The sequence below is a fragment of the Pseudomonas kribbensis genome (assembly GCF_003352185.1).
GTDB lineage: Bacteria > Pseudomonadota > Gammaproteobacteria > Pseudomonadales > Pseudomonadaceae > Aquipseudomonas > Aquipseudomonas kribbensis.
The window spans coordinates 1750696-1777042 of sequence record NZ_CP029608.1; the positions used below are offsets into that span (position 1 = coordinate 1750696).

A 26347-nucleotide genomic window follows, 5' to 3' on the forward strand; every position below is an offset into this window, starting at 1 on the left:
ATTTGAGTCTAGAGTGAACAGTGGCGTCGGCCAGTGACAATCGGCGCCACTTTACTATCCTTGGGAAATCGGCCGTAGTATGCGGCTCACCATGTCATCCAAGAATAAACGCCATGAGCGAACGTACGACATCTGCAAGCTGGGCAATGGGGATTGTCAAGGCACTGGAAATGGACGGCCTGGATTGTCGGGTTCTGTTCAGGCAGCTGGGGCTTGATTACGCGGCGCTGGAAGATCCGGACGCACGCTTCCCGCAGGACTCCATGACCCGACTCTGGCAACGGGCGGTCGAGCTGTCCGGTAATCCCGCCATCGGCCTGAACATGGGCAAGGTGGTGCGACCGGCCTCGTTCCATGTCGCGGGCTACGCGCTGATGTCCAGCAATACCCTGGCCGAAGGTTTTCAGCGACTGGTGCGGTATCAGCGGATCATTGCCGAAAGTGCCGACTTGAGTTTTCGTCTGCTCGACGAAGGTTATGCGCTGATTCTGACGGTGCACGGTGATCATCTGCCGCCGACCCGGCAAAGTGCCGAAGCCTCGCTGGCCTGCGCGCTGGCGCTGTGCGGCTGGTTGACCGGGCGCACGTTGCACCCACGCAAAGTGCTGGTGCAGGGCGACGAGCCCGATGATCTTGAACCTTACAAACAAGCCTTTCATGCACCGCTGGTATTCAACGCGCCGTATGACGCGCTGATCTTCGAGCGCGCGGACATGGAAGCGCCGCTGCCCACCGCCAACGAGGCGATGGCGCTGCTGCACGACCGGTTTGCCGGGGAATATCTGGCGAGGTTTTCCGAAAGTCGCGTGACCCACAAGGCACGGCAGGTGTTGTGTCGTTTGCTGCCCCAGGGCGAGCCCAAGCGCGACACGGTGGCGCAGACTCTGCACTTGTCGCAGCGTACCTTGCAGCGGCGACTGCAGGAGGAGGGCACCAGTTTTCAGCAGTTGCTCGATGACACCCGCCGAGAACTTGCCGAGCAATACCTGGCGCAGCCAAGCATGACCCTGCTGGAAATCGCCTATCTGCTGGGGTTTGCCGACCCGAGCAACTTCTTCCGTGCCTTCCGCCGCTGGTTCGACACCACGCCCGGCGATTACCGGGCGCGATTGCTGGAGGCACCGAACGCGATCAGTGACGCCAGAACGCCGGAATACACAGCACAAACACCGTAATGATCTCGAGTCGGCCTAGCAGCATGCCGAACGACAGAATCCACTTGGCGGCATCCGGCAAGGTCGAGAAGTTGCCGGCTGGCCCGATGGTTTCACCCAGCCCCGGGCCGACGCCGGACACGGTACTGGCCGCGCCGGTCAGCGCCGTCATCCAGTCCACGCCGATCAGCGACAGCAGCAGGGCGATCACGCAGATGGTGATGGCGAAGAAGAACGAAAAGGTCAGGATCGAGCGCACGATCTCTTCGTCGAGGCGATGACCGTTGTACTTCTGCTTGATCACCGCGCGCGGGTGAATCAGCTGATTGAGGTTGGCCTTGAGCAGGATGTAGGCGACCTGGAAACGGAAGATCTTGATCCCGCCGGCCGTCGAACCGGAGCAGCCGCCGACAAAGCCCAGATAGAAGAACAGCATCAGCGAGAAGTTACCCCACATGCTGTAGTCACCCAGGGCAAAACCGGTGGTGGTGACCACCGAGGTCACGTTCAGCGCCACGTGGCGCAGCGCGTCCAGCCAGTGCAGGTCGGTGGTCCACCAGTACCAGGTGCCGAGCACCAGCCAGGTCACCAGCAACATGCCGAGCAAGCCCTGCACCTGCTGATCCTTGATCAGCGCCCGGCGATTGCCACGCAGCGTTGCCACGTACAGGGTGAACGGCAGGCTGCCGAGGATCATCACCACCACCGCCACCCAGTGCACCGCCGGTTGCGTCCACTTGGCCAGGGACTGGTCAGAGGTCGAGAACCCGCCGGTGGAGATTGCCGACATCGCGTGGTTGATCGCATCGAACGGGCTCATCCCGGCCCACCAGAACGCCAGGCTGCCGAGAATGGTGATGCCGATGTAGGTCACCACGATCAGCCGCGCCACCATGTGCGAACGGGGCATGACCTTTTCCGAGCGGTCCGAGGACTCGGTCTGGAACAGACGCATGCCGCCGATACGCAGCAGCGGCAGAATCGCCACCGCCATGCCGATGAAGCCGATGCCGCCGAGCCAGTGCAGCAGCGAGCGCCACATCAGGATGCCGGGAGACATGGTGTCCAGGCCGCTGAGAACGGTCGAACCGGTAGCGGTGATGCCGGACATGCTTTCGAAGAACGAGTCGGTGTAGCTGATGTGCTGAGTCAGCAGAAACGGCAGCGCGGCGAAAATGCACACCACCAGCCAGCTGGTGACGGTCAGCAGGTACATGTCGCGGGGGCGCAGGTGAATGTGTTCCGGGCGCCCCGGAATCACCAGCGCCAGGCCGGCGACGAAGGTGATCATGCTCGCCCAGAGGAACGACGGCAGGTCGCCGGTGCGGTCGAAAATCACCAGGGTGGCCATGGGCACGACCATGGCGATGGCCAGGGTGATCAGGAAGATGCCGATGATGAAACCAATGATCCGTAAGGTCGGCAACGCCATGAAGTCCGCTCGGGCTGAAGTGGGAAAGGCGCCATTCTACCTGCGGGGCAAGGCATGTAAACCGACGCGGCCGGATCACTTGCAGCTAGAATAGCCGGACATTTTTTTCAGGAGGTGGCCGATGCAGGCTCTCGACGCTTTGCTCAACCGTGTTTCCGTTCCACGACTGATCGACCCGGCCCCCACCGCCGAACAGCGCGAAGTGCTGTTTGCCGCCGCGACCCGTGCACCGGATCACGGCCATTTGCAGCCGTATCGTTTCCTGACCGTCGAAGGCGCGGCGCGTGAGCAGATGGGCGAGTTGCTGGCCGAAGCGGCGCAGATGCAGGAAGGCGAAGTCACCGAAGCGATGATCGACAAGGCGCGCAACGGCCCGCTGCGGGCGCCGCTGGTGGTCGTGGTCATCGCCAATTTGCAGGATCACGTCAAATATCCGAAGGCCGAGCAGTTGCTGGCCGCAGGCTGTGCCGCCCACGGAATTCTGCTGGCGGCCTACGCGCAGGGGATTGGCGCGGTGTGGCGTACGGGTGATCTGGCTTATTCGAAACATGTCGCCAAGGGTCTGGGCCTGACGGATGACGAAGAGGTGATTGCTTTCCTGTACCTCGGCACGCCGCAGAAAGAACCGCGAGTGGCGGAGAAGGTTGATCTGGCCGAGTTTGTCAGTGCCTGGCCGGGTAAAGCCTGACACTGAAAACCCCGTCAGGGCTGGACAACCGCACCCGGCTCCAGCGGCAACTCAAGACTGGCCACAAACCCGCCCTGCGGGTGATTGGCCAGTACCAGCGTCCCGCCATGGCGCTCCGCCGCCCGCCGGGCAATCGCCAGGCCCAGGCCATGGCCGGCAGCGGTCTGCCCCGGTGCCCGATAAAACGGTTCGCCCAACTGGCTCAAATGCTCGGCCTGGACCCCCGGCCCGTGATCGCGCACGCTGACCACGATTCGCTCGCCCTGACGTGAAGCCTGCATTTCAATCGATTGCCCTACCGGGTTGAAGCGCTGGGCATTGCGCAGCAGGTTGTCCACGGCGCGTTCGATCATGGTCGGCCAGCCGGTCAGATTGAGCTGCGGTTCGGCTTCCAGGCGCACCGTCTGCTCTGGCGAACCGAGTTGCGCATCCTTTTGCAGAGTGCCCAGCAGCGCATTCAGATCCACGGCTTCGGCGCTGGCGTTGTCGGCATCGACTCGCGCCAGCACCAGGATTTCACTGATCAATGCTTCCAGCCGATCGCACTCGCGGGTCAGGCGAGGCCAGAGTTTTTCCCGTTCTTCCGGACTCGCCCGTTCGGCCAATGCCAGCGCGATACGCAGCCGTGCCAGCGGGGAGCGCAATTCGTGGGACACGTCGCGCAGCAACTGGCGCTGGCTGCCGATCAGGCTTTGCAGGCGTGCGCCCATGCGGTTGAAGTCGTTGGCCAGCACACCGAACTCATCGCGGCGGTTGGCCAGTTTCGCCAGACTATTCTGTTGATAGGTGGTCTGCCCCAGATCGTGCACCGCGCCGCGCAAGCGGTTGAGCGGGCGGGTGATGGAGAGTGTCACCAAAAGGCTGAACAGGGTCAGCACCACCAGCGCGATCCCCAGCGCACTCAATGGCCAGAGCAGACTTTCACGGTGCCAGGCGTCGAGTTCCGGATGCGGGATGCGGTAGATGAACAGGTAGGTGTCACCGGTCTTTTCACTGGTGAACTCATCGGTCAGGCGCCGCCAGGGCAGGCGTCGGTCATCGTTGTTCTGCCGTGCCTCGAACGCCGCCGCGCGACGGGGGAAGGTGCCGCGCACCACCGGGTCGCCGCTCTCGTTCAGCACCTGGACGTCGATGTGATATTGGCGTTTACGCTGCTGGAGGATGTCTTGAGCGGCGTCCTCGCCCTGGGATTCGTAGGTCTGCGTCCAGTCGGCGGCCAACGTATTGAGCCCCGGATGGCGGCTGAGGATCCATGCGTCCTGATTGAGCATGTGCCCCAGCAGAATGGAAAGCCCCGCAACCAGAGCGATGGCCAGCCAGAAGCTCGCGAGAATACGCCAGAACAATGAACGCACAGAAAATCCTCAAACAAAGAAAACCCAACGGCAATTAGCCGTTGGGTCGGGGCGTGACGCTAGAACATTATTGCGCCTTTTGCGGCTGTTGCGCTTTCCAGGCCTTGAACTCGGCCCATTCAGCACGACGCTCGGCCTGTTTCTTCTGGATCTCGTCGAATTTCTTCTGTTGATCCGGTTTCAGCACGGCGCGGACATCGGATTCGGCTTTCTTGTGGTTGGCCGCCATCTCGTCCTTCATGGCTTTCTGGTCGGCTGGCGAGAGTTTCTCCAGGTATTTCTCGACCGTCTGCTTACGTTCGTGCATTTGCTCGCCCATGATCTTGCGGATCTGCTCGCGCTGTTCACGGGAGAGGTCCAGCTGGCTGTACGGGCCTTTGCCGTGTATGCGGTGCATCTGACCGCCGTGGCTCCAGCCGCCGTCCGGCCCACCCATCGGGCCACCATCCTGCGGCACGGCCATGGCGACGGTTGGCAGAGCGGCAGCGAACATCAGAGCGATAAGAGTCTTGCGCATGGTGTATCTCCTTGTCTCGTTCCCGGTACGTTCCGGATGAGTACAGATTACGGAGATCAAGGTCAGCGGCGGTCAGCGCTGGGTAAAGCTTGGGTAAAGACGCTTTGTCATCGAACTGACAAAGCGTCCGCGTGCGGGGGATTCAGAGGCTGTAATAGTAGCCACGGCTGCGCAGGGCCACGATGCGCGGGCGGCCGTCGGCGTGGGGGCCGATCTTCTTGCGCAGGTTGCTGACGTGCATGTCCAGGCTGCGGTCGTACAGGGTCAGCTTGCGGCCGAGGGCGATCTGCGCCAGTTCCTGTTTGTCCAGCGGCTCGCCCGGCTGCTTGAGCAGCGCTTCTAGCAGGCGGCTCTCGGAAACGGTGAGGGTAAACTCCTTTTCGTCGATGCTGACCACGCCACGTACCGGGCTGAAGCTCAGATCGCCCAGCTCGAGCTGGGTCGACACGGCGGCCGGGTGACTGCGGCGCAGCACGGCGCGCAGGCGGGCAGTGAGCTCTCGCGGATCGCAGGGTTTGGCCAGGTAATCGTCGGCACCCAGTTCCAGGCCGAGAATGCGGTCCAGCGGTTCGCCACGGGCCGAAAGCATCACCACCGGCAGATCGGCGTGTTCACTGCGCAATTGCTTGAGCAGTTCCAGACCGCTGCCGTCGGGCAGCATCACGTCCAGCACCACCGCGGCGGGGGCGGATTCGGCCAAAGCCTTGCGGGCGCTCTGGCCGTCGTGGCACGCACGGACCTGAAAGCCTTCCTGGCTCAGCCAACTGCTCAGAAGCTCACACAGCTCCTGGTCATCATCAATCAGTAACAGCTCGCTCATGACTCACTCAATTTAGCCATTGTCGACGTTTTCGACTTGCACCACTGGCAAAGATACCGCAGAGCAGGGCCAATAGCGCTACCCCGGCACCGGTGACGAACCATTGCTGCTGTTCCGTCAGCAGGCGCGGCAACGGGCTGGCCTGGGCTTCCTTGAGTTGCAGCTTCAGACGCTGGTTCTCCTGGCGCAACCGGGCAAGCTGGGCGCTTTCGCGGGTGTTATCGGCATTCTGCAGTTGTTTGCTCAGTTCTTCCCGCTGCTGCTCGCTGGCCTTCAGGCGCTGCTGCAACTCGGTGATCTGGCTGCCGGCGCTCAACGAAAGTGGCGTGGAATTGCCGCTTTCGGTGCTTTCTTCGCCATGGGCGGGCGCCATGATCGACAACGTGACCAGCATCAGACACAACGGACCCTTGCGCATCGCGACTCCTGTTACCAAATGGATATTGGGCAGGTTGTCGGCCGGCAAACGAGAATAATGAGCGATTGAGAACGCGATGAACCGACAAGGTTCATCGCGCGGGGAAGGATTACGGCAGGACTTGCTTGAACGGCTTCACGACAACGTTGGCGTAGACGCCAGCGGCGATGTACGGATCGGCGTCGGCCCAGGCCTGCGCGGCGCTCAGGGAGTCGAATTCGGCAACGATCAGGCTGCCGGTGAAACCCGCTGCGCCCGGATCATTGCTGTCGACCGCCGGGTGCGGGCCGGCCAGGACGATGCGGCCTTCACCCTTGAGCACTTGCAGGCGTTCAAGGTGGGCCGGGCGGGCGGCGAGGCGCGCGTCCAGGGAGTTGGCGACGTCGGTGGCAATGATTGCGTAGAGCATGTCAGTCCTCGGTTTTTGGTGTTGTGGTATCGGCGTCGTGCAGGTGACGGGACAGGTAGATGCCCTGAGCGACCAGGAACAGCACGGTCAGGCCCAGGCTGCCGAACACCTTGAAGTCCACCCAGTAGTCCTGGAAGGTGAACGCGACGAACAGGTTGGCGGCTCCGCAGAACAGGAAGAAGCCGATCCAGGCGATGTTCAGGCGCGTCCAGACAGCGTCCGGCAGGGTCAGCGCGTGGCCCATTATGCGCTTGATCAACAGGCGGTCACCGATGAAGTGGCTGCCGATGAAGGCCAGGGCGAACAGCCAGTTGACCACCGGGGCTTTCCATTTCAGGAAGGTTTCGCTGTGGAAGGCCAGGGTCAGGCTGCCGAACACGAGGCAGGCGATCAGGGTCAGCCACTGGCTCTTTTCCAGCTTGCGCTGCTTGATGAAGAGCGCGCCATAGACCACCAGAGAGCTGATGATCAGCACGGCGGTGGCGCTGTAGATGCCGCCTACGGTCAACTCATGGCCGGCAACGTCGACGGTGCGTGGATCGAGTTTGTAGACGATGAAAAACAGCAGAAGCGGGATGAAATCGATGAATTGTTTCACAGTGAGAGCCAGAAGCTGGATGTGGCGGCATAATAACAAACATATGGGCGCGCGATAGCGCCAGCTGATTTGAGGTTACACATCCCCGTGAATGTTGATTTGCACTGCCACAGCACGGCCTCCGATGGCGCCCTGGCGCCTGCGGCACTGGTTGCGCGTGCGTTCGAAAACGGCGTGCGAATCCTGGCCCTGACCGATCATGACACCCTCGAAGGCCTCGCCGAAGCGCGTACGGCCGCCGAAGCGCTGGGCATGCAACTGGTCAACGGCGTCGAACTGTCCTGCACCTGGGGCGGCGCGACCATTCATGTGCTGGGCTACGGTTTCGATGTCAACGCCGCGCCGTTGGTCGAGGCAATCGCCAGTCTGCACGATGGCCGCTGGCTGCGGTCTGAAGAAATAAGCCGCAAGCTCGCCCTCAAAGGCATGCCCGGCGCCCTCGACGGCGCGCGGCAGATCCAGCAGGAACTGGGCGACAGCGGCAACGCACCGGCCCGTCCGCATTTCGCCGACTGGATGGTGCGTGAAGGTTTTGTAAAGGATCGCGCCGAAGCGTTCCGCAAATGGCTCGGCGCCGGCAAGCTGGGGGATGTCAAGCAACACTGGCCGACCCTCGAAGACACCGTCGGCACGCTGCGCGCCGCCGGGGCCTGGGTCAGCCTGGCGCATCCCTGGCACTACGATTTCACGCGCAGCAAGCGCCGAAAGCTGATTGCCGACTATATTCAAGCGGGCGGGCAGGCGCTCGAGGTGGTCAACGGTCATCAGCCTGCGGAACAGGTGGGCAGCCTGGCGATCCTTGCCCGTGAGTTTGGTCTGCTGGTCAGCGCCGGCAGTGATTTTCATGGCCCTGGAGGCTGGTCGGAGATCGGCCAGTACCGGCCGCTCCCTGAGGACCTTCCACCCCTGTGGTGTCGGTTCAAACATGACACAGTTATTGCCGCCGTCTGAACAGGTAGAGAATGTGAGTCAATTTTTCCAGATCCATCCGGAAAACCCGCAAGCGCGCCTGATCAAACAGGCGGTCGAGATCATCCGCAAGGGCGGGGTGGTGGTCTATCCAACGGACTCTTCCTACGCAATCGGCTGCCAGATCGGCGACAAGAACGGCATCGAGCGCGTTCGACGCCTGCGTCAGCTCGACGAAAAGCACAACTTCGCGCTGATCTGCAGCGACCTGTCGCAACTGGGCAATTACGCCAAGATCGACACCGGCACCTTCCGTATTCTGAAAGCCCACCTGCCGGGGCCTTACACCTTCATTCTCAACGCCACCCGTGAAGTGCCCCGGCTGTTGCTGCATCCGAAGAAACGCACCATCGGCCTGCGCGTGCCGAGTCACCCGATTGCCCTGGCGCTGCTGGCCGAACTGGGCGAACCGCTGATGAGCGTGACCCTGATCATGCCCGGCGATGAAGACCCGCTGAGTGATCCGTACGAAATGCGCCAATTGCTGGAACATCAGGTGGATCTGATCATCGATGGCGGTTTCGGCGGTATCAAAGCGTCGACCGTGATCGACCTGACCGGCGACGATCCGGAAGTGGTCCGCGTCGGTTGCGGCGATCCGGCTCCGTTCATGGTCGAGGCCTGAATGTCCGCAGTAGAAACCGTTGATCCCCAGGCCGGTGCCCAGCAGGAACTGCCGTTTGCCATGGTCTATGGCCAGGCCGTCACGGAAATGCCGCTGGACCTGTACATCCCGCCGGACGCCCTGGAAGTCTTCCTCGAAGCCTTCGAAGGGCCGCTCGACCTGCTGCTGTATCTGATCCGCAAACAGAACATCAACATCCTCGACATCCCGGTGGCGGAAATCACCCGCCAGTACATGGGCTATGTCGAGCTGATGCAGTCGGTGCGCCTGGAGCTGGCCGCCGAATACTTGGTGATGGCCGCAATGCTGGCCGAGATCAAGTCGCGGATGCTGTTGCCCCGGGCCGAAACCGTCGAAGAGGAAGAGGAAGACCCGCGCGCCGAACTGATCCGCCGCCTGCAGGAATACGAACGCTTCAAGGCCGCCGCCGAGGGCATCGATGGCCTGAGCCGGGTCGGTCGCGACGTGATCGTGCCCAAGCTCGACGCGCCGCAGGTCACGGTGCGCAAGTTGCTGCCGGACGTGGCGCTGGAAGAAATCCTGATGTCCATGGCCGAAGTGCTGCGCCGTGGCGACATGTTTGAAAGCCACCAGGTCAGCCGCGAGGCACTGTCCACCCGCGAACGCATGAGCGATGTGCTGGAGCGGCTCAAGGGCGGCGGCTTTGTGCCGTTCGTCGAGCTGTTCACCGCTGAGGAGGGCCGGCTCGGTGTGGTGGTGACCTTCATGGCGATCCTTGAACTGGTCAAGGAATCCCTGGTCGAGCTGGTGCAGAATGAGCCGTTCGCCGCGATCCACGTGCGAGCCCGAGTCGAATAACGAGTCCGAACATGAACCTGAGTGAACCCCGCGAGCTGGCGCCCCTGCTTGAAGCCTTTCTGTTGGCCTCGGGAAAGCCGCAAACCCTTGAACGCCTGTACGAGTTGTTCGAGGAAGGCGAACGGCCGGAGCCGCCGGTCTTCAAGAAAGCCCTGACCCTGCTCGGCAAGTCCTGCGAGGGGCGGGCGTTCGAGCTCGTGGAGGTCGCGTCCGGTTATCGCCTGCAGATTCGCGAGAAGTTCGCACCGTGGGTCGGCCGCCTGTGGGAGGAGCGCCCGCAGCGTTATTCCCGGGCCCTGCTGGAAACCATGGCGCTGATCGCCTATCGCCAGCCGATCACCCGGGGCGAGATCGAAGACGTGCGGGGCGTGGCGGTCAACACCAACATCGTCAAGACCTTGATGGAGCGCGAGTGGATCCGTGTCGTCGGTTACCGCGACGTGCCGGGCAAACCGGCGATGTTCGCCACCACCAAGTTGTTCCTCGATCATTTCAATCTCAAGAGCCTCGATGAGTTGCCACCGCTGGCCGAACTGCGTGAGATCGAGCCGGTCCCGGTACTCGACTTCGACGACGCCCCCGTGCCTGCGGGCTTGCAGGAACTGGCGGATGCCAGCGCCGAGTCGGAAGAGCCGAAGGAGGAAACCAGTTTCCACAGCTTGTTGCTCGAACTGGACAGCATGGAGGAGGGAATCAAGACCGACTTCGACGATTTGCTGCGGGATGTTGCGGATGGCGAGCCGATGCCGTCCGGGTTTGAGTCCGATCCGGTCGAGCCGCCAGCCGATGGTGAGTTCGAAGCAGAGCCGGAGGTCGATTTTGAGCCTGAATCGGAATTTGAGCCTGAAATTGAGTCCGAGGCTGAACCTGAGCCTGAGCAGGAAGACGATGTCCTCGGCGTGGCCGAAGCCCGGGAAAAGCTGCTGGCCGCCGTTGCTCGCCTCGAACAACCTGCACCGGAACCTGAGGAAGAGCTGAGCGAAGAAGAAGCCGAAGCCCGCGCTCTGGCCGAAGCCATCGAAGCCGAACGCCGCGAGTTCGAAGATTGAGCATGAGCTCGACCAAGGACCCGTGCATCAGCCTCTGCAAGTTCAGTGATGACATCTGCCTCGGTTGCGGGCGCAGCAAGCGCGAGATCAGGGCCTGGAAGAAACTCGACAAGGACGACAAGCGCACGGTGCTGGCCGAAGCCGCGTTGCGCCTGATCAAGCTCGGCGCCACCGGTCGGCGGAAAAAGAAATAACCTGGCCTCGATCGACTAGTCTCTGATGCGCGAACGAACACATCCGCGTATGATTCGCGACCCTTCGGCGATCCCTTCGCCCGAAAAACCAGATTTCAATGCTTCGGCAGGCCCGATCCAGAGCCGCCGAACAGATCACACCGGGAGGTGCACAGATGAGTGACAACCAGAAAGACGACCAGGAAATCGGCCCGGCAGGCGAAAAACTGCAGAAAGTCCTCGCCCGTATCGGCGTCGGCTCGCGCCGTGACGTGGAAGCGTGGATCAGCCAGGGCCGGATCAAGGTCAACGGCGCAGAGGCGACCCTCGGTCTGCGTGTCGACATGCACGATGCAATCACCATCGATGGCAAGGTCATCAAGCGCGAAGAGGCCGCCGAGTCGGTCCGCCGCGTGATCATGTACAACAAGCCCGATGGCGAGATCTGCACCCGTGACGACCCGGAAGGCCGTCCGACCGTGTTCGACAAGCTGCCGCGTCCGAAAGAAGGTCGCTGGATCAACATCGGCCGTCTCGACATCAACACCACCGGTCTGCTGATGTTCACCACCGACGGTGAGCTGGCCAACCGCCTGATGCACCCGTCCTACGAGATGGACCGTGAGTACGCAGTCCGTGTTCGCGGCGAAGTCGATGACGAGATGATCGAGCGCCTGAAGGCCGGCGTTGTGCTGGAAGACGGCCCGGCGCGTTTCACCGACATTCAACAGGCACCGGGCGGCGAAGGCTTCAACCACTGGTATCACTGCGTGGTGATGGAAGGTCGTAACCGTGAAGTGCGTCGTCTGTGGGAATCCCAGGGCCTGGTGGTCAGCCGCCTGAAGCGCGTGCGTTTCGGTCCGGTGTTCCTCAACTCCGACCTGCCGATGGGTCGCTGGCGCGAAATGAGTCAGTACGAAGTCGACGTGCTGAGCGCCGAAGTCGGCCTGACCCCGGTGGCCATGCCGCAACTGAACGCCAAGAGCAAAGACAAGCTCGACCGCATGCAGCGCAAGTCGTCGCGCCCGATGCCTCGCACCGAGCGCGTGCGCACCTTGCGTCCGGCCAACGGCGCACCGGCGGCTGCCGGCCCGCGTACCGTGCGTGAGCCGCAGATCGAAGGCGAGCGTCCGGGTCGCAAGCCGGCAGCGCGTCCGGATGGCGAACGCGCTCCACGCGGCCGCACCGAGCGCGGTGAAGGTCGTGCACCGGCCGGTCGCGGTACGCCGGTGGCGGATCGTCCAGCCGAGACCAAGCGTCCGGCCAAGCCGGCACCGAAGCGTCCAGGCATCAAGCTGGCTGACGATGACAAGCCGTCGGGCAAGCGCCGTGGCGCCCCGGCCGGTTCCGGCCAGCGCCCGGGTTTCGGTCGCAAGAAGCCGGAATAAGGCGGATGTAAGCTTTGAGCGGCAAGCTTGAAGCTTCAAGCGGAAAACAGAAACGCCAACCTCAGGGTTGGCGTTTTTTTTTGGACTTTTTATTTCTTTTTTTGGGGTGTTTTTTCTTGTTTTAAAACAAAAAAATTGACGTGTTTCAGATAGTTAGCCAGCTAACGTCAAACATCGGTTCCGGCTTCGAAGGGTCTGGAGTGGAAACGTTACGTTACGTGTTGTCAGAAAATGTTTACGAAAAACCCTGCGAAGTCCCGTGGATCCTGTGCCTCTGCCAGGGTGTAAGGAAAATCTGCCGAAGCCCCGTCCGCCGGGCGTGGCGCAGGGCTCTGGCGTGCTTGTTTCAGGTTCGATTGAGAGGTGAGATGCGCCCCATGCCTGTCGTGCAGGTGCATAACAAGAAGGAGGCGCAATGAACGCCGATATCCATTTTCACTTCTCCACGTGGGGCGGATTTTCCATCGTCCACGCCGATGGCCTGCAAAGGCCTGACTCAATTTTTGCAGCCGCCCGGGCCTCTCGGGGCGGACACACGCAATCCCGGCAACCGACACGCTGATCCAGCGGGGTCTGGCAGCAGGGGGTTAGCGGTGTACAATGCGCCGCGTTTTAACTGTGACCCTCTGCGTAATCGCGCAAACCTCAAGGATTATCCGCCTTGTTCACTCCGCCGCGTCACAAGCGTGTCGGGTTCGATTTCGTCACAGATAAAAACAAACAGGTGACGCATGACCGTTGTAAGAAAGCTGAATTCCTGGTGCCTGCGCTGGGGTTTGATCAAGGTTGGTTGAAATCGCAACCTTGCAGCAACGTCTACTGAACATCATCAAACCTTGCGTGAGACCTTTTTCATGAGTGGACAAAACTCGCAATCAGGCGAGCTGAAACGCGGCCTGAAAAATCGCCATATTCAACTGATCGCCCTCGGTGGCGCGATCGGTACCGGATTGTTCCTCGGCTCGGCCGGGGTGCTGAAATCCGCCGGCCCGTCGATGATCCTCGGCTATGCCATCTGCGGCTTCATCGCTTTCATGATCATGCGCCAGCTCGGCGAGATGATCGTCGAAGAGCCGGTGGCCGGTTCCTTCAGCCACTTTGCGCACAAATACTGGGGCGGCTTCGCCGGTTTCCTGTCGGGCTGGAACTGCTGGATCCTGTACATCCTGGTGGGCATGTCGGAACTGACCGCGGTCGGCAAGTACATCCACTACTGGGCGCCGGACATTCCGAGCTGGGTCACCGCAGCCGCGTTCTTCCTGCTGATCAACGCGATCAACCTGGCCAACGTCAAAGTCTTCGGTGAGGCCGAATTCTGGTTCGCGATCATCAAGGTCGTGGCGATCGTCGGCATGATTGCCCTGGGCAGCTACCTGCTGGTCAGCGGTCACGGCGGCCCGCAGGCGTCGGTGAGCAACCTGTGGTCTCATGGCGGCTTCTTCCCGAACGGCGTCAGCGGTCTGGTGATGGCCATGGCGATCATCATGTTTTCCTTCGGCGGTCTGGAAATGCTCGGTTTCACCGCAGCCGAGGCCGACAAGCCGAAAACCGTGATCCCGAAAGCGATCAACCAGGTGATCTACCGGATCCTGATTTTCTACATCGGTGCACTGGTCATCCTGCTGTCGCTGACCCCGTGGGACAGTCTGCTGGAAACCCTCAACGCGTCGGGCGACTCCTACAGTGGCAGCCCGTTCGTGCAGGTGTTCTCGATGCTCGGCAGCAACACCGCCGCGCACATCCTCAACTTCGTGGTCCTGACCGCAGCGTTGTCGGTGTACAACAGCGGCACCTACTGCAACAGCCGCATGTTGCTGGGCATGGCCGAGCAGGGCGATGCGCCGAAAGGCCTGGCGAAGATCGACAAGCGCGGTGTACCGGTGCGTTCGATCCTGGCTTCGGCAGCGGTAACGCTGGTGGCTGTGCTGCTCAACTATCTGATGCCGCAGCACGCGCTGGAATTGCTGATGTCGCTGGTGGTTGCAACGCTGGTGATCAACTGGGCGATGATCAGCTTCTCGCACTTCAAGTTCCGCCAGCACATGAACAAGACCAGCCAGACGCCGCTGTTCAAGGCGCTGTGGTACCCGTACGGCAACTACATCTGCCTGGCGTTCGTGGCGTTCATCCTCGGCGTGATGCTGCTGATCCCGGGCATCCAGATCTCGGTGTATGCGATTCCGGTGTGGGTCGTGTTCATGTGGGTCTGCTACGTGATCAAGAACAAGCGCGGCGCACAGCAGGCGCTGCACGCGGCGAACGCTGCCAAGTAAGCGTCGATGCAAAAAACAACAAACCCGGCCAAGTGCCGGGTTTTTTGTGCTTTCGCGGTATCCTGCGGGTTCTGAATACGGACGCTTTCCATGCTGGTGATTTCCAACAACGTGCATCTGCCGGATGCCGAGATCGAACTGACGTACATCCGCGCCCAGGGTGCCGGTGGGCAGAACGTCAACAAGGTCTCCAGCGCCGTGCACCTGCGCTTCGACATTCCGGCCTCGTCCTTGCCCGAGTTCTACAAGGAGCGGCTGCTGGCGCTGCGCGACAGTCGCATCACCAGCGACGGCGTGCTGATCATCAAGGCCCAGCAGTACCGCACGCAGGAACAGAATCGTGCCGATGCGCTGGAGCGTCTGACCGAGCTGATCCTCAGCGCCACCAAGGTTGAGAAGAAACGCCGTCCAACCAAGCCGACACTGGGTTCAAAAAAACGTCGGCTGGAGTCGAAGACCAAACGCGGCAGCATCAAGGCCGGGCGCGGCAAGGTGGATTTCTAGTCTTCGCGGTACTTTGCCGTGTGCCTGTACAGGTACACGCTCAGCGCCAGGCCGCTCAACGCGGCGATAGCGGCAAACAGGAAGATCGAGGCAAAACCGAAGCCCGCCGCAATGGCTCCGGCCAACGGCCCGGTGATCCCCAATGACAAGTCGATGAACAGCGAATAGGCACCGACCGCCGCACCACGGCTGGAGGCCGGCACCAGGTTCACCGCTTCCACGCCCAGTGCCGGGAACACCAGCGAGAAGCCGAAACCGCTCAATGCTGCGCCAGCCAGCGCCCAGTGTGCATCCGGTGCGATCCATAGCAGCAATAAGCCCAGTGTTTCCACCGACAGGCAGGCAATCGCCACGCGAAAGCCGCCGAGGCGGTTGATCAGGTTGCCGAACAGCAGTCGCGCACCGATGAAGCTGGCGCCGAACAGGCTCAGGCACAGCACGGCGTTGTCCCAATGCTGGGTGGCGTAATAAAGGGTGATGAAAGTGGCGATGGTGCCGAACCCTATCGAGCCCAGCGCCAGTCCGCAACCGTGGGGGAAAACGCGACCCAGCACGTGCATGAAAGGCAAACGCTCGCCGGCGACAATCGGCGCAGCCGTCTTCGGCCAGGCCAACAGCAGGCCCAGCGATGCGAGCAACAGAATGCTCACGCCCATGCTCCACAGACCGAAATGACTGACCAGCCACACCCCCAGCGGCGCCCCGATGGCCAGCGCGCCATAACTGGCGATGCCGTTCCACGAGATGACTTTGGCCGTGTTGGCCGCGCCGACGCGACCGATGCCCCAGCCGATCGATCCCGAGCCGACAAGACTTTCCGCGCTACCCAGCACCAGTCGCCCGACGAACAGGCTGATCAGGCTGAGCATCGGCAGATTGGGCGTCCAGGCTGAAATCAGCATGAACACACCGCTCAAACCGCACCCGGCCAGACCGATCATCACCGCACGTTTGCTGCCCTGGTTGTCGATGATCTTGCCGGCATACGGGCGACTGAGCAGGGTGGCGAGGTATTGCACGCTGATCACCAGCCCGGCGATGACCGCGCCGAAGCCCAGGTCGCTATGCACATAGCCGGGCAGCACGGCCAGTGGAATGCCGATATTCAAATAGCCGATGAAGGTGAACAGGACGATGGAAACGACTTGTAGCGTGACCGCCAGGGGGCGCTGGGGTTCTGGCATAGAGGACGACATGGGTAACGATCCACGGGGAGAGCAGAATAGATAGGCTGCTCATGATACCGGCGTGGACGATGCTGCGGCGGGGAAAAGTAAAACTATTTGGCCGGGGCGACCAGTTGCGTGGTGACCAGTGCCGCGAGGGCGTTTTCTTCGCTGCCGAACCGGGCGAGCAGGGCGGCCTGTTTCTCGGGCGAGAGGCGACTCCAGATCTCGATCATCTTCTCGGTGGCGCCGATGAGGATTTCAGCCTGGTGTTCGTTGAAGGATTCGTCGGTCATGGCGGGCTCGGTTTCAGGCAGTGTGGAAAGCGCATGTTAGCGCTTTCCACACGGTCTGTACGGCGGGTGTTACTTACTCTTTGCTGTCGGCCGGACGGCTTTCGGCGGCTTCTTTCGGCTCGGGCTGTTGGGCACCGGCTTGTTGCGTGGTCGTCTGCTCAGGTACGTGCAGGCTTGGGAAGGGGAGATTGGGAATCTCGTGCATGGTTGCGCTCCTCGCTAAGTCTGTTGATAGATCTGGTAGATCCGCGCTTTCAGAAAGCCTGCGAAGGATACAGCAGTAAAAATGACAAACAGATTTTTAATTCCGCTTGTTGCGACGGGCGGGATTGTCTAGACAAGTGCGACAGGGTGACGCAGGGCAAATGTGGGAGCGAGCCTGCTCGCGATGAGTGCGTGTCAGCCGACATTTGTGCTGGCTGATACACCGCTATCGCGAGCAGGCTCGCTCCCACAATTGTGTTTATTTGCAGACGTTGGCGATCGCTTCAGCCAGCAGGTCGAGACGTGTCGCATCAATCCCGGCGACGTTGGCCCGGCCCGAGCTGACCATGTACACGCTGTGATGCTCGCGCAGGTTTTTCACCTGTTCCGGCGACAGGCCGGTGTAGGAGAACATCCCGCGTTGCACGCCAATGTGCGCAAAACGCTCGCGCAAGCCGTGGGGCTCCAGCGCTTCCACCAGGCCACTGCGCAACTGGGCGATGCGCAGACGCATGGCTTCCACTTCGTCGGCCCAGCGGCGTTTCAGCTCCGGGTCGGCGAGGATCGTGGCAACCACAGCCGCGCCGTGATCCGGTGGTGTCGACCACAAGTTGCGGGCGATATGCGCCAGCTGGCTGCGGATGTCGATGAGCTTGTCGGCGGTTTTCGCGCAGACGATCAGCGCACCGGTGCGGTCGCGGTACAGGCCGAAGTTCTTCGAGCAGGAACTGGTGATCAGCAGCTCAGGCAACTCGGCGGCGAACAGCCGGGTTGACCATGCATCCTGCTCCAGACCGTCGCCGAAACCCTGGTAGGCAAAGTCGATCAGCGGCAGCAGATGGCGGCTGCGCACCACGTCCAGCACCCGGTGCCAGTCGTCGTGACTCAGATCGAAACCGGTCGGGTTGTGGCAGCACGCGTGCAGCAGCACCACATCACCATTCGGCACTTCACTGAGCACGGCGAGCATCGCATCGACATCGAGGCGGTTGTCGCTGCCGACGTACGGGTAATGGCTGATCTTGACCCCGGCGGCCGCGAAAATCGTTTCGTGGATCGGCCAGGTAGGGTTGCTCAGCCATACGCCTTTGCCCGGCAGGCACTGCGCGATGAAGTCCGCCGCCAGACGCAGCGCACCTGTGCCGCCCGGGGTCTGGGTGGCGCCGGCACGTTGCTGGGCGATCAGTGCCGAATCGGCACCAAGCACCAGCTCATTGATCACCTTGCCGAACAGCGGGTTGCCGTGGCCACCGATGTAAGTCTTGGTGTCCTGGCTCTCGACCAGACGCGCCTCGGCGATTTTCACCGCCTCGGGGATTGGCGTCAGGCCCTGGGCATCCTTGTAGACGCCCACGCCGAGGTCGAACTTGCGCGGGTTGGAATCCTGCGCGTAGGCCTCCATCAGGCCGAGGATCGGGTCGCCGGGCACCCGGCCGATGGCGTCGAAGTGCATTACTTGCGTCCTTCTGCAGTCTTGGCCACTTCGTCGGTGCGCGCGGCCATGATGAAGTCGTTGCGGTGCAGGCCCTTGATCGAGTGGCTCCACCAGGTCACGGTGACTTTGCCCCACTCGGTCAGCAGACCCGGGTGGTGACCTTCGGCCTCGGAGATCTCGCCGACGGCATTGGTAAACGCCAGGGCGTGCTTGAAGTTCTTGAACAGGAAGACTTTTTCCAGCTGCATGATGCTGTCACGCACTTCGATGTTCCAGTCAGGGATCTGCTTGATCAGGATCGGCAGTTCTTCATCGCTGACCTGTGGAGCATCGGCACGGCACGCTTCGCAATGGGCTTGGTTCAAGGTGGACATGGTGTACTTCCTGAAATCTAGAGGTGTTTTTTTATATTGGCTGGCAATGCCGTCACGCTAAACCAAAGCCGCGACGACTGACAGACTCACTTGTAAGTAAAAGCCACGGTTCACGCAGCTTTTGGTTTCGGCGGAAATTTCGGTGCGTGCAGACCCAGCTGCATGCCTTGCTTGACCATGCCCATGATGTCTTCGTGGGCGAGGTCGAACAGGCGCTTGAGGTTCGGCAGGACAAAGTACAGCGGTTGCAGGATGTCGATGCGGTACGGCGTGCGCATGGCTTCCAGCGGATCGAAAGCCTGGTGTTCAGGTTCGTCCGACAGCGAATAAACGGTTTCTTTAGGCGAGGACAGGATGCCGCCGCCGTAGATGCGTTTGCCTTGCGGGGTGTCGACCAGGCCGAACTCGATGGTCATCCAGTACAGACGCGCCAGGTAAACGCGTTCTTCCTTGGTCGCTTGCAGACCGAGCTTGCCGTAGGTGTGGGTGAATTCGGCGAACCACGGGTTGGTCAGCAGCGGGCAGTGACCAAAGATCTCGTGGAAAATGTCCGGCTCTTGCAGGTAGTCCAGTTCTTCACGGGTGCGAATGAAGGTGGCGACTGGAAACTGCTTGCTGGCGAGCAATTCGAAAAAGGTCTGGAAGGGGATCAGCGCCGGGACGCGGGCGACCTGCCAACCGGTGGTCTCGCCGAGCACCTTGTTGATCTCGCCCAGTTGCGGAATGCGGTCGTGGGGCAGGCCGAGTTTTTCGATACCGTCCAGGTATTCCTGGCACGCCCGACCCTCGATCACTTTCAACTGGCGGGTGATCAGCGTGTTCCACACCGCGTGTTCTTCGGCGGGGTAGTCGATAAAACCTTGCGCATCGGGCTCGCGGGCCACGTATTGCGTCTGCTTCATACTGCTCTCCTGCGAGGGGAATTCGTTCTTGTTATGTCCTGCTATGGACTGAGAAATACCCCAGAGCGTGCCGTGTTGCAGCAGGTTGAAGAGCCGTCGGGTAGGAAAAGTCTCTTTAAATCGTAAAATTATCGTTACGCTTTGTGCGATAAGTCGTGATTGCGGTGATTCGCGGGTTTGAAACGACCTGTGTCTGTCACATAATCTTGACGACTATCTTGCGGGCGGCAGAGAAAAATCCGCCCCTTTACCTGTTTCGGGCCTTTATATGCGTATCAAAGTCCATTGCCAGAACCGCATCGGCATCCTGCGCGACATTCTCAATCTGCTGGTGGAGTACGGGATCAACGTCGCCCGCGGCGAGGTCGGCGGTGAGCACGGCAACGCGATCTATCTGCATTGCCCGAACCTGATCAACCTGCAGTTCCAGGCGTTGCGGCCCAAATTCGAAGCCATCGCCGGGGTCTTCGGCGTCAAGCGGGTAGGGCTGATGCCCAGCGAACGTCGACACATGGAGTTGAACGCATTGCTTGGCGCGCTGGAGTTTCCGGTGCTGTCGATCGACATGGGTGGCTCGATCGTTGCCGCCAACCGCGCGGCGGCGCAGCTGCTCGGCGTGCGGGTGGATGAGGTGCCGGGGATTCCGCTGTCGCGTTACGCCGAGGATTTCGACCTGCCGGAACTGGTGCGCGCCAACAAGTCGCGAATCAACGGCATGCGGGTCAAGGTCAAGGGCGACATCTTTCTGGCCGATATCGCCCCTCTGCAATCGGAGCACGATGACAGCGAGGCCATGGCCGGTGCGGTATTGACGCTGCACCGGGCGGACCGGGTCGGCGAGCGTATCTATAACGTGCGCAAGCAGGAGCTGCGTGGCTTCGACAGCATCTTCCAGAGCTCGAAAGTGATGGCGGCGGTGGTGCGCGAAGCCCGGCGCATGGCGCCGCTCGATGCGCCTCTTCTAATTGAAGGCGAAACCGGCACCGGTAAAGAGTTGCTGGCGCGGGCCTGTCACCTGGCGAGCCCGCGCGGCCAGTCGCCGTTGATGGCGCTCAATTGTGCGGGGCTGCCGGAGTCGATGGCCGAGACCGAACTGTTCGGCTACGGCCCCGGTGCTTTTGAGGGCGCGCGGGCGGAAGGCAAGCTCGGGCTGCTGGAGCTGACGGCGGGCGGCACACTGTTCCTCGATGGCGTCGGCGAAATGAGCCCGCGCCTGCAGGTGAAATTGCTGCGCTTCCTGCAGGACGGTTGCTTCCGGCGTGTAGGCAGCGATGAAGAGGTTTACCTGGATGTGCGGGTGATCTGCGCCACTCAGGTGGATCTGTCGGAGCTGTGTGCGAGAGGGGAATTCCGCCAGGATTTGTATCATCGCCTCAACGTGCTTTCCCTGCACATTCCGCCATTGCGCGAATGCCTCGACGGTTTGACGCCGCTGGTGGAGCACTTCCTCGATCAGGCCAGTCGGCAGATCGGTTGCCCGCTGCCGAAACTGGCACCGGCGGCGATGGACCGGCTCAGCCACTACCATTGGCCGGGCAACGTACGGCAGCTGGAGAACGTGCTGTTCCAGGCGGTTTCGCTGTGCGATGGCGGGACGGTCAAGGCCGAGCATATTCGTCTGCCGGACTATGGCGTGCGTCAGCCGCTTGGCGATTTCTCCCTCGAAGGCGGGCTGGACGAGATTGTCGGGCGCTTCGAAAAAGCGGTGCTGGAGCGTTTGTATTCCGAGCACCCGAGCAGTCGGCAACTGGGCAAGCGGCTTGGGGTTTCCCATACGACCATTGCCAACAAGTTGCGTGAATACGAAGTCGGCAAAGACGCGTCCGAGTGATCCCGACCGGCCTGGTTGATTGCCGCGAAGCGGCATGACACCGCCGGTTTTTCGTCTTCGATACATTTCCTTCTTTCCCGCAAAACCCCTGAAGTCCTTTGTTTATCGGCTCCCTGGCTGTCAGAAAAAAGTTGGTCTGCAAATTGCTTGTGGCTCAGCAGTACAGCGGTGGGCGGCAAACGTCCGGCATGCAGAGGAAAGAGTGTGGACAAGTACCTTTATGTGGCAATGACCGGCGCCAGCCAGAACGCACTGGCGCAAAAGGCTCATGCCAACAACCTGGCGAACATCTCCACCAATGGTTTTCAGCGCGACCTGGAGCAGGCGCGTTCGATGCCGGTGTTCGGTGACAGCTTTCCGGCGCGTGCGTTTGCCATGAGCGAACGGCCTGCCACCGATTTCACTCCGGGCTCCCTGGTGCAGACCGGGCGTGACCTCGACGTGGCCGTCAGCGGCAACGGCTTCATTGCCGTGCAGAACCCCAACGGCGGCGAAAGCTACGTGCGCACCGGCAGCCTGAATATCGACGCCCTTGGCGTGCTGCGTGCCGGCAACGGCATGCCGGTGCTGGGCAATGGCGGTCCGATTGCCATTCCGCCGGAGCAGCAGGTGGAAGTCGGTGAAGACGGCACCATCAGTATCCGTGCGATGGGCGAGGGCCCGCGCGTCATGGCCGAAGTCGACCGGATCAAGCTGGTCAACCCGGACATCAAGAACATGAACAAGGGCCTGGACGGTTCGATCTACACCAAGGACGGCCAGCCTGCGCCGGCCGATGCCAACGTCAAACTGGTGTCGGGTTTCCTGGAGTCGAGCAACGTCAATGCCGTGGAAGAGATGACCTCGGTGCTGGCCCTGGCCAAGCAGTTCGAGTTGCACGTCAAGATGATGAACACCGCCAAAGACGACGACCAGGCCATGGCTCGGGTCTTGCAGATCAGCTAATTATCAGAACGTCGCGCCGTAAAACAGGCGCACGAGGAGAATCGAATGCTTCCGGCTCTATGGGTTGCCAAAACCGGTCTGTCCGCCCAGGACACCAACCTGACCACCATTTCCAACAACCTGGCCAACGTGTCGACCACGGGTTTCAAACGTGACCGCGCCGAGTTCCAGGACCTGCTGTATCAGATCAAGCGTCAGCCAGGCGCCCAGTCGACCCAGGACAGCGAGCTGCCGTCGGGTCTGCAAGTGGGTACCGGTGTGCGCATCGTCGGCACCCAGAAAAACTTCACCGCCGGCAGCCTGCAAACCACCGAGCAGCCGCTGGACATGGCCATCGACGGCCGTGGTTTCTTCCAGATCCTGCAGCCGGACGGCACCACGTCCTACACCCGTGACGGTACTTTCCACCTCGATTCCAACGGCCAGATCGTCAACGCCAGCGGTTTCGCGCTGGAGCCGGCGATTGTCATCCCGAACAACGCCCAGACCTTCACCGTCGGTCGTGACGGCACCGTGTCGATCACCGTTGCCGGCAACGCCGCTTCGCAAGTGATCGGCAACCTGCAGACCGCCGACTTCATCAACCCGGCCGGCCTGCAAGCCGTGGGCAACAACCTGTTCCTGGAAACCGCCGCTTCCGGCGCGCCGCAAGTCGGTACTCCGGGCCTGAACGGTTTCGGCACCACCCTGCAGAACACCCTGGAAACCTCCAACGTGAGCACCGTGGAAGAGATGGTCAACATGATCACCACCCAGCGCGCTTACGAGATGAACTCCAAGGTGATCTCCACCGCCGACCAGATGCTCTCGTTCGTAACGCAGAATCTGTAATCAAGTCTATGAGGCGGCCATGAGGCCGCCTGCAACACCGTGAGGTAAGGGTCATGAAACGCTTCGTATCTGTTCTGGCATTGGGTGGGGTCGTCTCGCTCGCGGGCTGCGTTGCTCCGACGCCCAAGCCCAATGACCCTTACTACGCCCCGGTGTTGCCGCGTACGCCGTTGCCGGCGGCCGCCAACAACGGCTCGATCTATCAGGCCGGTTTCGAACAGAACCTGTACAGCGACCGCAAGGCGTTCCGGGTCGGTGACATCATCACCATCACCCTGAACGAGAAGACCCAGGCCAGCAAGAACGCCAACTCGCAAGTGGCCAAGAACAGCAAGACCGGCATTGGCCTGACTTCGCTGTTCGGCGGCAGTGGCACCACCAACAACCCGTTGGGCGGTAATGATCTGAGCCTGGACGTCGGCTACAGCGGCGACCGCGCGACCAAGGGCGACAGCAAGGCGGCCCAGGGCAACACTCTGACCGGTTCGATCACCGTGACCGTCGCCGACGTGTTGCCGAACGGCATCATCGCCGTGCGCGGCGAGAAGTGGATGACCCTCAACACCGGTGATGAACTGGTGCGGATCGCCGGCCTCGTACGCGCCGATGACATCGCCACCGACAACACCGTGTCGTCGACCCGGGTCGCCGATGCGCGCATCACCTACTCGGGCACCGGTTCGTTCGCCGATGCGAGTCAGCCAGGCTGGTTCGACCGTTTCTTCCTCAGCCCGCTGTTCCCTTTCTAGGTGGCCAAGTTGAATTTCAAGAGCCTCATGGTGGCTGCCGTTTTGTTGTCGGCGGCCTTCAACGCACAAGCCGAGCGGCTGAAAGATATCGCCAGCATTTCCGGCGTGCGTTCCAACCAGTTGATCGGCTACGGCCTGGTGGTCGGGCTTAACGGCACCGGCGACCAGACGACGCAGACCCCGTTCACCCTGCAGACCTTCAACAACATGCTCTCGCAGTTCGGCATCAAGGTGCCGCCGGGATCGGGCAACGTGCAGTTGAAAAACGTTGCAGCGGTGTCGGTGAGTGCTGATCTGCCGGCGTTTGCCAAACCGGGTCAGCAGGTCGACATCACTGTTTCGTCCATCGGTAACTCCAAGAGCCTGCGCGGCGGCACCCTGTTGCTGACCCCGCTCAAGGGTATCGACGGCAACGTCTACGCCATCGCTCAGGGCAACCTGGTGGTGGGTGGTTTCGATGCCGAAGGTCGTGACGGTTCGAAGATCACCGTCAACGTTCCGTCGGCCGGTCGCATTCCGGGCGGTGCCTCGGTCGAGCGTTCGGTGCCGAGCGGTTTCAACCAGGGCAACAGCCTGACGCTGAACCTCAACCGTTCCGACTTCACTACTGCCAAGCGCATTGTCGACAAGATCAACGATATGCTCGGCCCGGGCGTGGCCCAGGCCATCGACGGCGGTTCGATCCGCGTCACCGCGCCGCTCGATCCGAGCCAGCGCGTCGACTATCTGTCGATCCTGGAAAACCTCGAAGTCGATCCGGGTCAGGCGGTGGCGAAAGTCATCATCAATTCCCGTACCGGCACCATCGTCATCGGCCAGAACGTGAAGGTGTCGCCGGCCGCCGTGACCCACGGCAGCCTGACCGTGACCATCACCGAAGACCCGATCGTCAGCCAGCCTGGCCCGTTGTCCAACGGCCAGACCGCCGTGGTACCGCGTTCACGCGTGAATGCTCAGCAGGAAGCCAAGCCGATGTTCAAGTTCGGCCCGGGCACCACCCTCGACGAAATCGTCCGTGCGGTGAACCAGGTCGGCGCGGCGCCGGGTGACCTGATGGCCATTCTCGAAGCACTGAAGCAGGCCGGCGCGTTGCAAGCCGACCTGATCGTGATCTGAGGACGCCGCCCATGGATATGCGCAAAAGCGGTCTGGTCAGCAGCAGCGATTCGGGTTCGTACTCCGACCTCAATCGTCTGAACCAGCTCAAGGTCGGCGACAAGAACAGCGACGGCAACATGCGCAAGGTTGCGCAGGAATTCGAATCGCTGTTCCTCGGCGAGATGCTCAAGTCGATGCGTTCGGCCACTGAAGCGCTGGGCCAGGACAACCCGCTCAATACGCCGGCAGCCAAGCAATATCAGGAAATGTACGACCAGCAACTGGCTGTTTCCCTGTCCCGTGAGGGCGGTGGTATCGGTCTGGCCGACGTGCTGATGAAGCAGATGTCGAAGAACAAACCGATGGCGCCGGGCGAGGCCGCCGCCGCGTCCGCTGCCAAGCAGCAGGAAGCGCTGGCCAAGGCCGCTGCGGTGGAGACGCCGATTGCCGCCGGCACCGTGGCCACCAATGGTCCGCTGTCGCGCCTCAATGGCGAGCGTCCGTTGTGGGCTTCGCGTTCGGTACATGCGCCGAACACCCAGCTGGCCCATCGCAATGACATGGAAATGATCAACCAGCGTCGCCTGGCGCTGCCGCCGAAACTGGCTGATCGCCTGCTCGCCGGTCTGGTGCCTTCGGCTACGCCGACAGCAGCCACTCAATTGCCGCAGCGCGACACGATGGCTGCCGCCACCGGTTCCGGCCCGCTGTACAACGGCGACTGGCTGGCTCGCGCCGAGGCGGACAAGGCCTCCGGCGGGCAGATGCAGATTTACGGTCGCGCCATGGCGCAGATTCCGCTGGCCCCGGCGAAGAAAGCGTTCAGCAACGCCGACGAATTCGTCAACACCATGCTGCCAATGGCTAAAGAGGCGGCGGCGCGCATTGGTGTCGATCCGCGTTATCTGGTGGCTCAGGCCGCACTTGAGACCGGCTATGGCAAGTCGGTCATGCGTGCCCAGGACGGCACCAGCAGTCACAACCTGTTCGGCATCAAGGCCAGCAGTAACTGGAAGGGCGATTCGGCCCGGGCGATCACCAGCGAGTTCCGCAACGGGCAGATGGTCAAGGAGACGGCCGAGTTCCGTTCCTACGCCTCGTACAAGGACAGCTTCCACGATCTGGTGACTTTGCTGCAGAGCAATAATCGCTATCAAGATGTGCTGAAGTCGGCCGATAACCCAGAACAGTTTGTACGCGAGTTGCAAAAGGCCGGTTACGCAACCGACCCGAACTACGCAAGCAAGATTTCGCAGATTGCCAGGCAGATGACGGTAAATCAGAACTACGCTGCGGCCGGCGTTTCAACAACGCCTTTATAAACA

General features: G+C 61.5%; 29 protein-coding genes. 16 read left to right on the forward strand and 13 right to left on the reverse strand.

All coding sequences use genetic code 11. From position 1 onward, the window contains the following. The first annotated feature begins 113 nt into the window (after positions 1–113). Positions 114–1175, forward strand: a complete 1062-nt coding sequence (locus DLD99_RS08140; RefSeq protein ID WP_205884480.1) for an AraC family transcriptional regulator — start codon at positions 114–116, stop codon at positions 1173–1175. Here DLD99_RS08140 and DLD99_RS08145 read toward each other — a convergent pair. Continuing rightward, positions 1132–2586 (reverse strand): TrkH family potassium uptake protein, encoded by a 1455-nt coding sequence (locus tag DLD99_RS08145; protein ID WP_085710400.1) that lies wholly within the window; start codon positions 2584–2586, stop codon positions 1132–1134. The two genes, DLD99_RS08140 and DLD99_RS08145, sit on opposite strands and share 44 nt — an antisense overlap. Positions 2587–2707: 121 nt before the next feature. Between DLD99_RS08145 and DLD99_RS08150 the strand changes: the two genes are divergently transcribed. Continuing rightward, positions 2708–3274, forward strand: a complete 567-nt coding sequence (locus DLD99_RS08150; protein WP_114881865.1) for a nitroreductase family protein — start codon at positions 2708–2710, stop codon at positions 3272–3274. A 14-nt stretch (positions 3275–3288) separates the two neighbouring features. Here the strand turns inward: DLD99_RS08150 and DLD99_RS08155 are convergent, their stop codons facing one another. From DLD99_RS08155 to DLD99_RS08180, 6 genes are all read right to left on the reverse strand, one after another. Then, positions 3289–4629, reverse strand: a complete 1341-nt coding sequence (locus DLD99_RS08155; protein WP_085710403.1) for a sensor histidine kinase — start codon at positions 4627–4629, stop codon at positions 3289–3291. A gap of 67 nt (positions 4630–4696) precedes the next feature. Next, entirely contained in the window at positions 4697–5146 is a 450-nt protein-coding gene (locus DLD99_RS08160; RefSeq protein ID WP_114881866.1) for an LTXXQ domain protein, read from the reverse strand. A 142-nt stretch (positions 5147–5288) separates the two neighbouring features. Further along, a complete protein-coding gene (locus tag DLD99_RS08165; RefSeq protein WP_085710405.1) occupies positions 5289–5966 on the reverse strand; it encodes a response regulator transcription factor in 678 nt (225 codons plus the stop codon). Positions 5967–5973: 7 nt separating this feature from the next. Then, positions 5974–6384 (reverse strand): SH3 domain-containing protein, encoded by a 411-nt coding sequence (locus DLD99_RS08170; RefSeq protein ID WP_085710407.1) that lies wholly within the window; start codon positions 6382–6384, stop codon positions 5974–5976. Positions 6385–6493: 109 nt separating this feature from the next. Beyond that, positions 6494–6793 (reverse strand): YciI family protein, encoded by a 300-nt coding sequence (locus tag DLD99_RS08175; RefSeq protein WP_096822226.1) that lies wholly within the window; start codon positions 6791–6793, stop codon positions 6494–6496. Between the two features lies 1 nt (position 6794). Continuing rightward, entirely contained in the window at positions 6795–7391 is a 597-nt protein-coding gene (locus DLD99_RS08180; RefSeq protein WP_085710410.1) for a septation protein A, read from the reverse strand. A gap of 87 nt (positions 7392–7478) precedes the next feature. Here DLD99_RS08180 and DLD99_RS08185 point away from each other — a divergent pair, with 87 nt between their 5' ends. From DLD99_RS08185 to arfB, 8 genes are all read left to right on the forward strand, one after another. Further along, positions 7479–8342 (forward strand): PHP domain-containing protein, encoded by an 864-nt coding sequence (locus tag DLD99_RS08185; RefSeq protein WP_114881867.1) that lies wholly within the window; start codon positions 7479–7481, stop codon positions 8340–8342. A 13-nt stretch (positions 8343–8355) separates the two neighbouring features. Next, positions 8356–8985, forward strand: coding sequence for an L-threonylcarbamoyladenylate synthase (locus tag DLD99_RS08190; RefSeq protein WP_096822250.1), 630 nt, complete (start codon positions 8356–8358; stop codon positions 8983–8985). A gap of 120 nt (positions 8986–9105) precedes the next feature. Then, on the forward strand, positions 9106–9804 hold the full coding sequence (locus DLD99_RS08195) for a segregation and condensation protein A (protein ID WP_170931588.1): 699 nt from the start codon (positions 9106–9108) through the stop codon (positions 9802–9804). 11 nt (positions 9805–9815) lie between these two features. After that, complete coding sequence (gene scpB, locus DLD99_RS08200; protein ID WP_114881868.1) at positions 9816–10853, forward strand: SMC-Scp complex subunit ScpB; 1038 nt, start codon at positions 9816–9818, stop codon at positions 10851–10853. A 2-nt stretch (positions 10854–10855) separates the two neighbouring features. Then, positions 10856–11047 (forward strand): DUF1289 domain-containing protein, encoded by a 192-nt coding sequence (locus DLD99_RS08205; protein WP_085710416.1) that lies wholly within the window; start codon positions 10856–10858, stop codon positions 11045–11047. Positions 11048–11202: 155 nt separating this feature from the next. Then, entirely contained in the window at positions 11203–12414 is a 1212-nt protein-coding gene (gene rluB / locus DLD99_RS08210) for a 23S rRNA pseudouridine(2605) synthase RluB (RefSeq protein ID WP_085710417.1), read from the forward strand. Positions 12415–13268: 854 nt separating this feature from the next. Continuing rightward, positions 13269–14687 carry an amino acid permease gene (locus tag DLD99_RS08215; RefSeq protein ID WP_114881869.1) on the forward strand — a complete coding sequence of 473 codons (1419 nt, stop codon included), beginning with the start codon at positions 13269–13271 and terminating at the stop codon, positions 14685–14687. A gap of 90 nt (positions 14688–14777) precedes the next feature. Next, the gene (arfB, locus tag DLD99_RS08220) at positions 14778–15191 is read left to right on the forward strand and encodes an alternative ribosome rescue aminoacyl-tRNA hydrolase ArfB (protein WP_007958352.1); all 414 of its coding nucleotides are present in this window, start codon (positions 14778–14780) and stop codon (positions 15189–15191) included. On the opposite strand, the gene DLD99_RS08225 is transcribed toward arfB, so the two are convergent. From DLD99_RS08225 to phhA, 6 genes are all read right to left on the reverse strand, one after another. Beyond that, a complete protein-coding gene (locus DLD99_RS08225; RefSeq protein ID WP_208647526.1) occupies positions 15188–16375 on the reverse strand; it encodes an MFS transporter in 1188 nt (395 codons plus the stop codon). The genes arfB and DLD99_RS08225 overlap by 4 nt on opposite strands. 95 nt (positions 16376–16470) lie before the next feature. After that, positions 16471–16653 (reverse strand): hypothetical protein, encoded by a 183-nt coding sequence (locus tag DLD99_RS08230; protein WP_085710421.1) that lies wholly within the window; start codon positions 16651–16653, stop codon positions 16471–16473. Positions 16654–16726: 73 nt separating this feature from the next. After that, positions 16727–16858: a hypothetical protein gene (locus DLD99_RS29490; RefSeq protein WP_255261961.1), complete on the reverse strand. Its 132-nt coding sequence runs from the start codon at positions 16856–16858 to the stop codon at positions 16727–16729. Positions 16859–17116: 258 nt separating this feature from the next. Continuing rightward, positions 17117–18310 carry an amino acid aminotransferase gene (locus DLD99_RS08235; protein WP_114881871.1) on the reverse strand — a complete coding sequence of 398 codons (1194 nt, stop codon included), beginning with the start codon at positions 18308–18310 and terminating at the stop codon, positions 17117–17119. Beyond that, complete coding sequence (locus tag DLD99_RS08240; protein ID WP_003222798.1) at positions 18310–18666, reverse strand: 4a-hydroxytetrahydrobiopterin dehydratase; 357 nt, start codon at positions 18664–18666, stop codon at positions 18310–18312. Before DLD99_RS08240 ends, DLD99_RS08235 begins: the two co-directional genes overlap by 1 nt. A 110-nt stretch (positions 18667–18776) precedes the next feature. Beyond that, positions 18777–19568, reverse strand: coding sequence for a phenylalanine 4-monooxygenase (gene phhA / locus DLD99_RS08245; RefSeq protein WP_041073052.1), 792 nt, complete (start codon positions 19566–19568; stop codon positions 18777–18779). Between the two features lie 268 nt (positions 19569–19836). Between phhA and DLD99_RS08250 the strand changes: the two genes are divergently transcribed. From DLD99_RS08250 to flgJ, 6 genes are all read left to right on the forward strand, one after another. Beyond that, the gene (locus tag DLD99_RS08250) at positions 19837–21399 is read left to right on the forward strand and encodes a sigma-54-dependent transcriptional regulator (RefSeq protein WP_085710425.1); all 1563 of its coding nucleotides are present in this window, start codon (positions 19837–19839) and stop codon (positions 21397–21399) included. Positions 21400–21603: 204 nt separating this feature from the next. Next, on the forward strand, positions 21604–22344 hold the full coding sequence (locus DLD99_RS08255) for a flagellar basal body rod protein FlgF (protein ID WP_085710427.1): 741 nt from the start codon (positions 21604–21606) through the stop codon (positions 22342–22344). 45 nt (positions 22345–22389) lie between these two features. Further along, a complete protein-coding gene (flgG, locus tag DLD99_RS08260) occupies positions 22390–23175 on the forward strand; it encodes a flagellar basal-body rod protein FlgG (protein ID WP_007958342.1) in 786 nt (261 codons plus the stop codon). 53 nt (positions 23176–23228) lie between these two features. Beyond that, positions 23229–23924, forward strand: coding sequence for a flagellar basal body L-ring protein FlgH (flgH, locus tag DLD99_RS08265; RefSeq protein ID WP_007965503.1), 696 nt, complete (start codon positions 23229–23231; stop codon positions 23922–23924). A gap of 27 nt (positions 23925–23951) precedes the next feature. Then, the gene (locus DLD99_RS08270) at positions 23952–25040 is read left to right on the forward strand and encodes a flagellar basal body P-ring protein FlgI (RefSeq protein ID WP_065260802.1); all 1089 of its coding nucleotides are present in this window, start codon (positions 23952–23954) and stop codon (positions 25038–25040) included. Between the two features lie 11 nt (positions 25041–25051). Next, positions 25052–26344 carry a flagellar assembly peptidoglycan hydrolase FlgJ gene (gene flgJ / locus DLD99_RS08275; RefSeq protein ID WP_114881872.1) on the forward strand — a complete coding sequence of 431 codons (1293 nt, stop codon included), beginning with the start codon at positions 25052–25054 and terminating at the stop codon, positions 26342–26344. Positions 26345–26347 lie beyond the last annotated feature (3 nt).